At 68.5% G+C, this 11,075-nt stretch carries 12 protein-coding genes and 4 pseudogenes; 7 read left to right on the top strand and 9 right to left on the bottom strand.

What is annotated here, in order from left to right; genetic code table 11:
• Nucleotides 1-5: 5 nt before the first annotated feature.
• Together KUM44_RS05385 and KUM44_RS05380 are read right to left on the bottom strand one after the other, a co-directional pair.
• The gene (locus KUM44_RS05385; RefSeq protein ID WP_217206575.1) at nucleotides 6-887 is read right to left on the bottom strand and encodes an META domain-containing protein; all 882 of its coding nucleotides are present in this window, start codon (nucleotides 885-887) and stop codon (nucleotides 6-8) included.
• Between the two features lie 44 nt (nucleotides 888-931).
• Nucleotides 932-1,127: pseudogene (locus tag KUM44_RS05380) on the bottom strand (DUF397 domain-containing protein).
• Here KUM44_RS05380 and KUM44_RS05375 point away from each other — a divergent pair.
• The 4 genes and pseudogenes from KUM44_RS05375 to KUM44_RS05360 form a co-directional block, all read left to right on the top strand.
• Nucleotides 1,127-1,354: pseudogene (locus KUM44_RS05375) on the top strand (ATP-binding protein); the annotation flags it as partial. The pseudogenes KUM44_RS05380 and KUM44_RS05375 overlap by 1 nt on opposite strands.
• Nucleotides 1,355-1,579: 225 nt before the next feature.
• Complete coding sequence (locus KUM44_RS05370) at nucleotides 1,580-2,413, top strand: helix-turn-helix domain-containing protein (protein WP_308402493.1); 834 nt, start codon at nucleotides 1,580-1,582, stop codon at nucleotides 2,411-2,413.
• Between the two features lie 77 nt (nucleotides 2,414-2,490).
• Nucleotides 2,491-2,838: a DUF6247 family protein gene (locus tag KUM44_RS05365; RefSeq protein ID WP_217206574.1), complete on the top strand. Its 348-nt coding sequence runs from the start codon at nucleotides 2,491-2,493 to the stop codon at nucleotides 2,836-2,838.
• Nucleotides 2,839-3,216: 378 nt separating this feature from the next.
• Nucleotides 3,217-4,329: an ADP-ribosylglycohydrolase family protein gene (locus KUM44_RS05360; RefSeq protein WP_217206573.1), complete on the top strand. Its 1,113-nt coding sequence runs from the start codon at nucleotides 3,217-3,219 to the stop codon at nucleotides 4,327-4,329.
• 32 nt (nucleotides 4,330-4,361) lie between these two features.
• Here KUM44_RS05360 and KUM44_RS05355 read toward each other — a convergent pair whose 3' ends face one another.
• Both KUM44_RS05355 and KUM44_RS05350 read right to left on the bottom strand, forming a co-directional pair.
• On the bottom strand, nucleotides 4,362-4,547 hold the full coding sequence (locus KUM44_RS05355) for a hypothetical protein (RefSeq protein WP_217206572.1): 186 nt from the start codon (nucleotides 4,545-4,547) through the stop codon (nucleotides 4,362-4,364).
• 117 nt (nucleotides 4,548-4,664) lie between these two features.
• A complete protein-coding gene (locus tag KUM44_RS05350; protein ID WP_217206571.1) occupies nucleotides 4,665-5,057 on the bottom strand; it encodes a hypothetical protein in 393 nt (130 codons plus the stop codon).
• A gap of 141 nt (nucleotides 5,058-5,198) precedes the next feature.
• On the opposite strand from KUM44_RS05350, the pseudogene KUM44_RS47500 reads away from it, so the two are divergent.
• Nucleotides 5,199-5,385: pseudogene (locus KUM44_RS47500) on the top strand (IS5/IS1182 family transposase); the annotation flags it as partial.
• Nucleotides 5,318-5,977, top strand: a complete 660-nt coding sequence (locus KUM44_RS05345; protein WP_217206757.1) for an IS5 family transposase — start codon at nucleotides 5,318-5,320, stop codon at nucleotides 5,975-5,977. The pseudogene KUM44_RS47500 and the gene KUM44_RS05345, both read left to right, overlap by 68 nt.
• 150 nt (nucleotides 5,978-6,127) lie before the next feature.
• On the opposite strand, the gene KUM44_RS05340 is transcribed toward KUM44_RS05345, so the two are convergent.
• From KUM44_RS05340 to KUM44_RS05320, 3 genes are all read right to left on the bottom strand, one after another.
• Nucleotides 6,128-6,772: a LysE family translocator gene (locus tag KUM44_RS05340; protein ID WP_217206570.1), complete on the bottom strand. Its 645-nt coding sequence runs from the start codon at nucleotides 6,770-6,772 to the stop codon at nucleotides 6,128-6,130.
• Nucleotides 6,773-7,273: 501 nt separating this feature from the next.
• Entirely contained in the window at nucleotides 7,274-7,612 is a 339-nt protein-coding gene (locus KUM44_RS05330; RefSeq protein WP_217206569.1) for a hypothetical protein, read from the bottom strand.
• Nucleotides 7,613-8,016: 404 nt separating this feature from the next.
• The gene (locus tag KUM44_RS05320; RefSeq protein ID WP_217206568.1) at nucleotides 8,017-8,157 is read right to left on the bottom strand and encodes a hypothetical protein; all 141 of its coding nucleotides are present in this window, start codon (nucleotides 8,155-8,157) and stop codon (nucleotides 8,017-8,019) included.
• A 71-nt stretch (nucleotides 8,158-8,228) separates the two neighbouring features.
• On the opposite strand from KUM44_RS05320, the pseudogene KUM44_RS05315 reads away from it, so the two are divergent.
• Nucleotides 8,229-8,528 (top strand): annotated as a pseudogene (locus tag KUM44_RS05315) (transposase); the annotation flags it as partial.
• Nucleotides 8,529-8,574: 46 nt separating this feature from the next.
• Here the strand turns inward: KUM44_RS05315 and KUM44_RS05310 are convergent.
• Nucleotides 8,575-10,152 carry a sodium:solute symporter family protein gene (locus KUM44_RS05310; RefSeq protein ID WP_217206567.1) on the bottom strand — a complete coding sequence of 526 codons (1,578 nt, stop codon included), beginning with the start codon at nucleotides 10,150-10,152 and terminating at the stop codon, nucleotides 8,575-8,577.
• 126 nt (nucleotides 10,153-10,278) lie between these two features.
• On the bottom strand, nucleotides 10,279-11,064 hold the full coding sequence (locus tag KUM44_RS05305) for an SDR family oxidoreductase (protein WP_217206566.1): 786 nt from the start codon (nucleotides 11,062-11,064) through the stop codon (nucleotides 10,279-10,281).
• Nucleotides 11,065-11,075 lie beyond the last annotated feature (11 nt).

Below are 11,075 nucleotides of genomic sequence, written 5' to 3'. Positions count from 1 at the left end.
CGCCTTCAGCTGTCGGGGATAGCCGACCAGTGGTACCCGGGGCTCTTCGGGGGCGGGCCGATCTCTTCGGCCGAAAAGGAACTGGTGAAGGCGCTGTACCGCATCCGGCGCGGGTTCGTCTCGTACGTCAGCAGGCGGTGCTCCTGGTCCATGAGCTCTCGCGAGCAGGTCCGGTGGGTGGTCCGTACGGGCCGGTACATCGTGAGGAGGTTGCGGTCGAAGACGGCTCTGCCGGTGAAGTCGTTGCAGCCGGTGTTGCCGGTGACCCGTCCGTCCCGGTGGAAGACGTAGTACACCGCCGTGCCGCCGATGACCGGTATCTGGCCGCCGTCGTCAGCGGCCAGGTACTCCAGTTCCCATCGGGAGCCGAAGAGCCCCTTGGGCCGCAGTAGTTGCAGCGCGACGTAGTCCCCCCGCTGGTTCGTCAGGTTCATCGTCAGGTCGTCGACAGGCCGGCTGATGGTGAGCGGCCCGCTGAGGAGCTTCCGCAGCTTCCCCTCGAAGGCGAGATTCGTCGCCGGGCACTGCTTCGCCGGGGGCGCCCCGTCGGTCTTCTCGCCCACGGTGACCGCTGTCGCGGTGACGGTCGCCCCCGCCTTGAACGGAGTGCATGCGTAGTTGCCCTCGGCCCTGTTGCCGTCGCCGAACTCGATCCATGCGGCGGTAGGGGGCGGCGCGATGGTCGTCCGCCCGCCGACGCCGATATGCCTCACGTACCAGGCCGCTCCCGCCAGCAGATCCCCGTAGGCGGCGGGTGTCTTGGCGGTGGGCGGGGCCGTCGCTCGTCCCGGCTCCGTGGACGTGCACGCGGTGACGAGGAGCAGGGCGGCGAGCAGGGATCCGGCGATGGTCCTGGTACGGGGCCCACGCTTGTCGTTGACGGTCACGCATGGTCAGACGTTCAAAGCCCGCCGCGCGTTGTCCCATGCGTTCAGGTGGAGCAGGCCGCGACGAACGCCGACCAGACGTCATCGGTGAACGCGAGCTGGGCGCCGTCCTGTCCTTGGAGTCGCGGATGTGGACGGTGGTGTGGGCGGGGGCAGCGGCTATGGCGACCTCGACGCACTCGGGCCGTCGTTGCTGCTGTAGCTGCTCTTGAACCACTTCAGTGGGCTTGCGGGGGCCATTCCGGCTCAGGCTGCTTCTCCACTCCGACGGCACCCTCCGCATCGAGGTCACCGACGCCCGAGGCGACCGGATCCCGCAGGTCCGGGACGCGGTGGGCGGCGACGCGGAGTCGGGCCGGGGCCTGCTGATCGTGGCGGCGTACGCGGACCGCTGGGGTGTCGACGAGGCCCCGGCCAACTGCAAGACCGTATGGGCCGAACTGGCACCGGATCGTGGCGAGTCGTGACCCGGCCGTTCCCGACGCCAAAAACCAAAGAACCGGGAAAAGAACCAACCCACCCCCGCCGCCCCCGTCGATCACCCGCAGGGGTGAACATCGCCAACTCGGCTGGCGCGGACGGGATTCGATGGTGCAGCGTCTGCCGAAGACAACCGCACACATGAATCGGCCCTCGCCGGGACTGGCATCCCAATGCGAGGGCCTAACACCGAGGAAGAAGACACCTTCCCGATGACTGACAAGCACCCTAGCGCGCCCGCGCCCGCCAAGTCCGGCCATTCCGCCGGAGGCGTCGAGCACGTCAACGAACCTCACCACGACCAGTTCGTCGTGGTCGGAAACCACCTCGCCCAGCACCCGGAGCTGTCCCTGACGGCGATCGGTCTGGCGGTCCACATCCAGTCGCTGCCCGCCCGGACCCCCATCGGGATCAAGGCCCTCACCGCGAAGTTCCCCGAGGGGGAGATGCGGATCGCTGCCGCCCTGCGGGAGCTGGAGGCGCACGGGTATCTGGCACGCACCAAGGAGCGTCTTCAATCGGGCCGAGTCGTGACCCGGACGATCTCGTACAACAAGCCTGGGCGCACGGTCGTCCGAGCAGCGGCGGAGCCCGCACCGCGCCCGGAACCGCCGACCCGCCCGGAGGCGTCGGCGGGGCCCGGTGCCGCAGTCGACCTGCTCGCCGGTCTGCGTGCCTACGACTCCCGCCTGCTGCTGGCCGAACGGGACGTGCACCGCTTGGCCCCAGCCGTCTCGGCCTGGCTGGAGAGGGGCGTGCCGCCGACCGCCGTACAGCGGACTCTGACGACGGGCCTGCCCCAGGACCCCATCCTGAATCCGGCGGCATTTCTGACTCACCGCCTGGCAGCACTCCTGCCGCCACCCCTCCCAGCCCCGCTACCCCTCCCAGCCCCGGCACGCCATCCAGCCCCGACCCCGGTCCGCCCGGACCCCCTCCAGACCTGCGAGGGCTGCGACCGGGCGTTCCGTCCCCGCAGCCGGGCCGCTGCCGCGACTGCCGTGCGGTCGGCGCGGCGGCGTAGAGCGTGGACGCGAGCCCCATGACAAGCGCCGCGCACGCACCGCGCCACCGACTCCGCCGGTACCGTACGAGGACCGAGTCACCCGCACCGGAGGTCACCGTGAGCGCCCGGACCGACGGCCCGTACGGACCGCTGATCCCCATGCCCGAGCTGACCCCGGACGCGCTGCGGGCTGCGGTCGCGCGCATCGCGCCCAGCAGGGTCCCAGCCCTGACACAGCACCTCTTCGAGGCCACGACGAACGCCCAGCAGACACAGAGCCTCGCGCCGCTCAGGGCCTTCGTGCACTCCTGGGCCGTGTTCGTGGCGATCGAACGGCACCCGGAACGCGCCGCCCGGCTGCGTGATCTGGAGGGCATCGTGGACGCGGGGGAGCGGGATCCTGCGGAGGCCATCGCCGAGATCCGCGTGATTCGAGAGGCCGCCGAGGCAGAGGCGGGGCTGTGACGGACTGGGCATGGGACTACAACCCGAGTGCCGAGTACGTCACCGGCGGTCTACCGCCCGGGTGGCGGAAGTAGAGAGACTCGCCACCGAGTTGGCCGCACTCGGCCATGACTCCGTGAAATTCGGCAGACCAGTCGACCGGGAGGGCGGACTGCGCGAATTCGGCATCCTCGGCGGACGGGGCTTCATCAGCTTTCTGGCCGTACCTCGCCATGAGTGCGTCTATGTCTGCAATGTCACTTGGTATGGGTGATAACTGACCACTCACGCCCACTTCAGTCACACCTCGCATACCGTTCCGCCCCCTGAACCGACCGTCCCCGGTCGATTACAGTGGCGAACTGTCGTACGGACGGGTAAGCGGGCGGGGAGGTCTCGATGGGTGCGACAGCCGGCGCCGTCTGGGGCCGTACCGAGCAGCAGGACTTCCGTAGCCGGGTGCGTGGCACGCTTCTCGGGGCGGCCGTCGGGGACGCCCTCGGTGCGCCCGTCGACGGGCTCGGGCTGGACGAGATCAAGGAGCAGTACGGTCCCGAGGGGCTCCTCGATCTCGGGTTCGGGTACGGGCGGCGCGGTGCCGTCAGCCATCTCACGCAGCTGGCCCTGTTCTCCGTCGACGGGCTGATAAGAGCCCAGGTCAGACGGGACACCGGCGCCTGGCATCCGCCCACCGACCTGCACCGGGCGTATCTGCGCTGGGCCGCCACACAGCGGGACTGGGGCCCCGACGAGCGCCGTAAGGACGACGGGTGGCTGGCGCGCGAGGAGTGGCTGTACGCCCGCCGCGACCCCACCCGCGCGCTTCTCCTCGGCCTCGGTGACGACACCATGGGCACTCTGGAGTCGCCCAAGAACGCGGCCGAGCTCGGGCCGGAGGCCGTCGCCCGTTCCGCGCCCTTCGGGCTGCTCGTCGGCTGGGAGCCCCAGCTCGTCATGCAGCTCGCCGTCGAGTGCGCGACGCAGACCCACGGCCACCCGATCGCCTACCTGTCGGCGGGAGCGTACGCCGCCGTCGTGCATGGGCTTGCCTGCGGGGAGAGCCTCGACGGGGCCGTCCAGCGGGCGCTCGCGCTGCTCGCCCTGCGGCCCGGGCACGAACCCGTGTCGGACGCGTTGCAGCACGCGCTGGGCGCCGTACGGCAGGGTATGCCGAGCCCGGCGCGGGTGGAGGAGCTCGCGGCCGACGGCTCGGCGGACGGGCTGCTCGCGGCCGCCGTGTACTGCGCCCTGGTGGGGGAGGACGTCCGGCACGGGCTGTGCCTCGCCGCGAACCACGACGGCCCCTCCGCCGCAGCGGCCTCCCTCACCGGCGGGCTGCTCGGTGCCCTGCACGGCGAGACGGCTCTCCCGCCCGCCTGGCTGGCCGAGTTGGAGGGCCGCCCCACGATCCTCGAACTCGCCGACGACTTCGCCATGGAGATGACTCAGGGACCTGCGCTGCACGGGCCCGCGGGGGCGTCTCCGGGGTGGCTGGCGCGTTATCCGCGGTAGGTCCGCGTCTTCCGGGGGCCGGTCCGGCGGTGCTAGCCGATGACGGTGTGAAAGAACAGGACGCCGCCACCGAAGGCGGTCCCGCCGGCGAGCATGGCCGCGTCCGGACCGTTGCCTCCCCACAGGGTCACGAGCACGGCGCCGATGCCCACGAGTCCGCCCAGCGCGAAGACCACCGCCGCGCGCAGGCTGAGCAGGGGGTCGCGGTCGTTGTCCAAGAACGGCTCCCGTTCGCAGCAGGGTGGTCCGGCACTCCACCACATGGACAGATCAGCGTAGACCAATTTCGAGCTGTGAGCAAGAATAATTTTGAGAATCGCGGATTGGGTGGGTGGCTAGGGTCGGCGCAACGTCTGCAAGAGCCGCCCGGTTTCCGTGATCGTCCAGAAGCTCCATCCGTTCCGGTTGGGCTTCACGTGCGGTTTCACGGCCTGCAAGACGGCACTGGCTGCCCCGCTGGGGGTGCGGTAGTGGCCCAGGGCCGGGCCTTCCGTGACCGTGAGGGACTGTGTGACCGGGTCGTATTCCCCCTCGACGCGCACGCCGCCATAGAGGGCGTGCACCGCCACGCGTTCGTCCGTCGAGGCCGTGGGCCGGGTCGCGGGCGCCGGCTGCTGGAAGTGCTCGACGAGCCTGCGCACCGCCTCTCCCGGGGTCACGTCCCAGGCGCGGGCGAGGAGGGCGACCTTGGCGAAGGTGGCGTCATCCACGGAGATGCTGTTGCTCATGTTCTCAGTCTACCCCCATAGTGAGTAAATTAGAGAACACTGAGGGTGGTCGAGAGCGGCGTGAGCCGGTCCCGACCACCCTGGGGGGTGGCCTACGGGAACTCTCGGCCCAGGGCCTGTCCGATAGGTCAGTTACGAGCTGAGAGGATCGGTCCGTGGAAGACCGTCTATGAACGTCACCGCCTGCGGTCGGCCGACGGAACCTGGGAACGACTGCTCCAGCAGGTCCAGGCTGCGGCAGATGCGGCGGGTGAGATCGACTGGGACATCTCGGTCGACTCCACCATCGTCCGCGCGCATCAGCATGCGGCTGGCGCGCGCACCGACTCGCCTCCGGCCCCGGGATCAAAGGGGGCGGCCGAAGGGATGGAACACCAGGACGAGATGCGAGGGCAGAGTCTCGTCGCCCGTCTGGTGGAAGTGGTGCTGGAGGCGAGGGCCTGGGCCGTTCGCGCGGAGGGTTCACCACCAAGCTCCACCTGAGCGCGGACGGCCGCTGCCGCCCATTGCCCCTGATCGTCACTCCAGGTCAGCGGGCGGACTGCACCCAGTTCAAGCCGGTCCTGGCGAAGATCCGAGTGTCCAGACCTGGCCCGGGACGACCACGAAGGAAGCCCGACAGCCTCGCAGCCGACAAGGCCTACAGCAACGGCCCCATCCTCGAGTACCTGCGATGTCCGGGAATCCACCACACCATCCCGGAGCAGACCGACAGCCAGGCCGCTCGCCTGCGCAAAGGCTCGGGAGCCGGACGGCCGCCCGGCTCCGATGAGGACCGCTACAAGAAGCGCAACACCGTCGAGCGGACGGTCAACCGCTTGAAGCAGTCCCGGGCGGTCGCGACTCGCTACGACAAGCGCGGCTACGTTTTCCTCGGCACCGCCACCGCGGCGTCTGTCGCCATCTGGCTCCGAACATGACCCTCCTACGCAACCCAGCAGCAGACGCTCTGGTTCTGGTGCCTGGCGCTGCTGATGGAACAGCCAGATCACTCACGATCGCGTCGGCGATATGCGTGACGTTTTCGGCTGATTCCAGCAGGACCGGTGTCACAGGCGCGCGGGCATGGCTCAGGCCGAGACAGGCGTACGGGACAGGGCGGTGCGCAGCGCGAACACGCCGAGCAAGCCGCCTGACGCGAACCGCTGTGCGGTCATCACGCGGGGCCGGGCGGCCAGAAACCCCGACACCCGTGCTGCGCCCAGCATGATCAGAGCGTTCACGGAGATCCCCACGATGATCTGCACACTACCGAGCTGGAGCAGTTGCGCCCAGTCCGGGCCCGCCTGCGGATCCATGAACTGGGGCAGAAGAGCGGCGTACATGAGAGCGATCTTGGGGTTGAGCAGGTTGGTCAGGAGCCCCATCGAGAACAAGCGGGCGTCAGGGACCGGAGGCAGGTCCTGGGCCGGGGCGAAGGGCGAGCGGCCACCGGGCTTGAGCATGTCCCAGGCCAGGTAGGCCAGGTAGGCGGCCCCGGCGAGCTTGACCACCGTGAACGCCAGCGGCACGGCGGCGAACAACGCGGACAGGCCCGCGGCCGCGGCCAGCAGATAGCACAGGAATCCCACGGCGGTCCCGCTCAGGCTGACCAGGCCCGCCCGGCGGCCTTGGGTGATCGCGCGAGAGGCGAGGTGGATCATGTTCGGTCCCGGAGTCAGAGCCATGCCCAGTTCGACCAGGGCCACTCCCCCCACTGCGGCCAGACTGATCACCGGTCAACTCCTGATCGTTGGCCGGGTACCTGGTACCCGGAGTGGGGCCGCGCTCGGCTGCGACGCATCGGCAGTGCCTGCATCGCCTGCCTCAGGATACGGCCCTGCCGTTCGGTGCCTCCGTGCACCCTGACGCCGGCAGGGCCGACGACGTCAACGACTGAAGCGGATCGCCCACGATAGCGTCGGCGATCTCCGCGTGGTCGGCCGGACAGGTCCCAGCTAGGGCCTGTATTGAGTCGTGATCATTGGAGGCTGCGCATCCAGATCACTGCTCCTCGCAGGTGGAGGCCAGCAAGATCGCTCTCGGGCATCTTGTCGTAGCGGCTCGCGATGCCGTGCCACGCCTTCAGCCCAGGACGCGGAACACAGCGAAGCTCCCGGTCGGCGATCTGCTGGCCGGCAGGCCGTCGGCCGGGAGCTTCGGTGTGGTCTTCTACCGGGCTGGGCTGGCGTTCTCCGCCAGAACCCGGTGAGGAGCTGAATGCCCTACGGGTCAGCTCAGCAGCTGTACCACCCGGCGTAGGCGTCCCACTTGCCGTTCTTGGTGAATTCTGCGCTCTTGCCCTTGTTGATCGTGGTGCACTTCGAGTCGGGCATAAAGGCCCCCCTCCAGTCCACCTTGAGCTTCTTCTTGCTGGCGCAGTTGTTCGTGATCTTCACCCAGTGGTGATAGTACTTTCCGAAGGCGGTCTCCTCGTAGAAGGTCCTCCCATGCTGGACATTGACGCAGGAGGGCGCGGCGTTGGCCGCCGGAGCGGCGACACCCACGGTCACCAGGCTGGCGACAGCGCCGGCCGCCGCCAGGGCAGCGGACATCCGCAGGGAAACTCGCTTCATGACAGGAACTCTCCTCAACCTGTAACAGGTTTCTGGCTATTTCAGCAGGTCAGGCTAGGGACCCATGACACTCCCCCGTGCCCACGGTGAAGAGCAACGTACCGGTGATCCAACTCCCGCTGAACCTATAACGTTTCAGGTTTGGCTTCTCAGATGCCGTTGATCAGGTTCCCGGCGAGGAACGGGGAGAACGTGCCGGCGGGGGTCCCGGGCGGGGCGGTACCGCACTGCCCTCGGAGTCCCCGGGGAATTTGATCCACAGCAGGTATTCGGCGCCGCCGATGCCGAGCGATGACGGCACGCCGAGCTTGCGGCCGACGGGGTTGCACAGTCGACGTGTTGGCCATTGGGGTCCATCGCGCCGTACCCGTTGCGGGAGGTGTCGACGACGTACCTCGCGCCGCTCACCCCAGGTTCGCCAGCGCGGTCACGATCTGATTGCCGTAGTCGCAGCTGATGTCGGTGGCGTCGAAGCTGGCAGTGCCCACCGAGAACCGCTTCACGTGCGCGATGCCGCCCTGGACCGGACGAAGGCAGGCTGTCACATCCGGCGAATCCTCGTACGGGCGATCACGTTCGTGGCGCTGTTCGAGGCCGGTGCCACGTCTCAGTCTAGGCGTACTCCTCCCGCAAGAACCACGCTCACCTGCGTAATCGCAACATCAAGGCGGTCATCCCGGAGAAGAAGGACCAGGCCGCCAACCGGAAGAAGAAAGGCCGACGAGGCGGCCGCCCCGTCACTCACGACGCCGAGCTCTACAAGGACCGCAACGCCGTCGAGCGCCTGATCAACAGGCTCAAGGCGTGGCGCGGCATCGCCACCCGCTACGACAAGACCCCCGAGAGCTACCAAGCCGGACTCCACCTCCGCGCCTCCATGATCTGGATCAAAGACCTCGCGAGATCCGCTCATTGATCACGACTCAACACAGGCCCGAGTCACCTGACCTATCGGACAGGCACTAGTCCTTCGATGTCGTACGCACCACGTCGTCCGCGGCCCCGGCCGGCGTCGGGATCGCGGCTGCGGCCCCGTCGCCGTCCCCGTCCGTATTGATCTTCTCGACGATCGCGAGCCGCTCCGGAGTGTCCTCCGGTTTCACGAACCCGATGAGGATGTACAGGATCAGCGACACCGCCAGCGGGATGGAGACCTGGTACTGGAGCGGCACCCCGCCCTCGATCTGCCAGCTGATCGGGTAGTTGACCAGCCAGAAGGCGAGCAGTCCCATCGACCAGCTGGTGAGCGCGGCGGTGGGGCCGGAGCGGCGGAACGGCCGCAGCAGGCCCAGCATCATCGGGATCGCCATCGGGCCCATCAGACCGGCGACCCACTTGATCACGACCGTGATGATGTCCTTGAAGGTGGGGGAGTTGACCTGCGTCGCCGCCGCCATGGACAGACCGAGGAAGACGACGGTCGTGATCCGCGCGACCCGCAGCCCCTGCCCCTCGCTCCAGGTCCGCGCCCGGCGCCAGATCACCGGCGCGCAGTCCCGGGTGAAGACGGCTGCGATGGCGTTGGCGTCGGAGGAGCACATGGCCATGGTGTGCGAGAAGAAGCCGACGATGACGAGGCCCAACAGGCCGTGCGGCAGCAGCTGTTCGGTCATCAGGCCGTACGAGTCCGAGCCGTCCGTCTTCTGGGACTCGACCAGCAGCGGCGACATCCACATCGGGAAGAACAGCACCACGGGCCAGACCAGCCACAGGATCGCCGACAGCCGCGCCGAGCGCTCGGCCTCGTAGGGACTGGCGGTGGCCATGTACCGCTGGGCCTGGTTGAGCATGCCGCCGTTGTACTCGAAGAGCTTGATGAAGAGGAAGGCGAGCAGGAACACGGTCCCGTACGGCCCGACCAGCGGCTCACCGTGGCCCTGGAGCTCCGGCCGGTCCCAGGCGTCGAGGAAGCCGATGCCCTTGTCGTTCAGCTTCATGATGACCGCGACGAACATCGCGACGCCGGCCAGCAACTGGATGACGAACTGCCCGAGTTCGGTGAGCGCGTCGGCCCACAGCCCGCCGATGGTGCAGTAGACGGCGGTGATGCCGCCGGTGATGAGGATGCCCTGGTTGAGGGAGACCCCGGTGAACACGGACAGCAGCGTGGCGATGGCCGCCCACTTCGCGCCCACGTCCACGATCTTCAGCAGCATGCCGGACCAGGCCAGCGCCTGCTGGGTCTTCAGGTCGTAGCGGTTCTTCAGATACTCCAGCGGGGAGGCCACATGCAGCCGTGAGCGCAGCCGGTTGATGCGTGGCGCGAACAGCTTCGACCCGATGGCGATGCCGAGCGCGATGGGGAAGGACCACGTCACGAACGACGTGACGCCGTAGGTGTAGGCGATGCCCGCGTAGCCGGTGAACATCACCGCGCTGTATCCCGACATGTGGTGCGAGATGCCGGACAGCCACCACGGCATCTTGCCGCCGGCGGTGAAGAAGTCGCTGACGTTGTCCACCCGTTTGTGCGACCAGACGCCGATCGCCACCATCACGCCGAAGTAGCCGATGAGCACGGCCCAGTCGAGACCGTTCATGTGCGCCCTCCCAGGGTTCAGCCCGGCGCTCATCCTGGGCGCTGTCGCGTGAACACGACAAGCGAGCGTAAGGTCAAGGAGAGGTAAAAATGTTCGAGATGAGGTTCTGGGTTCATCTACGTGAACTCATCGCATCAGCTCCCCCGCGTTGACCAGCAACGACTGCCCCGTGAGAGAACGTGCCCTGTCCGACGCCAGGAACACCACCGTGTCCGCAACATCCCCGTCCGTGGCGAGATCGGGCAACGCCATCCGTTCCGTCAGCCGCTTCAGTACATCGGCCTCGGGCACGCCCTCCGTCTGCGCCGTGAACTGGACGAAGGCCCGCACCGGAGGCCCCCACATCCAGCCCGGCAGCACGGTGTTCACCCGGATCCGGTGCGGGCCGAGCTCCCGCGCCAGCGAGTACATCGCGCTCGTCAGCGCCCCCTTCGACGCCGCGTACGCCGCCTGCCGCACCTGCGAAGGCGCGGCGACCGAGGACTGCGTCCCGATGAAGACGACCGAACCCCCGCGCTCCTTCAGGGCCGGCAGACAGGCCCGGGTCATCCGCAGCGCCCCCAGCAGGTTCACGTCGATCACCGACTGCCAGGTGGTGAAGTCGGCGTCCTCCAGGCCGCCGAAGTAGGAGTCCCGGGCGGCCACATGGACCACCCCGTCGATCCCCCCGAACCGCTCCCGCGCGAGCGCCGCCAGCGCCTCGCACTGCGCCTCGTCGGTGATGTCCGTCGGCCGGTACGCCGTGTGTGCCCCGTCCGGATCGATCTCGGCCGCGCACTTGGCGAGGTTGGCCTCCGTGCGCGCCCCGAGGACCGCGTTCCCCCCGTCGCGCACGACCGCGGCGGCGACCTGGTGACCGAGCCCGGCGCCCACTCCCGACACGACGACGGTCTTGCCCGCGAGCAGTGACATTCCGCTGCCTC

The sequence above is a fragment of the Streptomyces sp. AC550_RSS872 genome (genome assembly GCF_019049285.1).
In the GTDB taxonomy this organism is placed as follows: Bacteria; Actinomycetota; Actinomycetes; order Streptomycetales; family Streptomycetaceae; genus Streptomyces.
The sequence above is the reverse complement of the archived record's forward strand: the minus strand, read 5'-3'. Positions and strand labels throughout refer to the sequence as shown.

Excerpts from the sequence above, each read along its gene's own strand:
- KUM44_RS05310 (WP_217206567.1), bottom strand. The coding sequence starts at position 10,152 with ATGAACGGTCTCGACTGGGCCGTGCTCATCGGCTACTTCGGCGTGATG.
- KUM44_RS05330 (WP_217206569.1), bottom strand. The coding sequence starts at position 7,612 with ATGAAGCGAGTTTCCCTGCGGATGTCCGCTGCCCTGGCGGCGGCCGGC.
- KUM44_RS05350 (WP_217206571.1), bottom strand. The coding sequence starts at position 5,057 with ATGAGCAACAGCATCTCCGTGGATGACGCCACCTTCGCCAAGGTCGCC.
- KUM44_RS05305 (WP_217206566.1), bottom strand. The coding sequence starts at position 11,064 with ATGTCACTGCTCGCGGGCAAGACCGTCGTCGTGTCGGGAGTGGGCGCC.
- KUM44_RS05360 (WP_217206573.1), top strand. The coding sequence starts at position 3,217 with ATGGGTGCGACAGCCGGCGCCGTCTGGGGCCGTACCGAGCAGCAGGAC.
- KUM44_RS05370 (WP_308402493.1), top strand. The coding sequence starts at position 1,580 with ATGACTGACAAGCACCCTAGCGCGCCCGCGCCCGCCAAGTCCGGCCAT.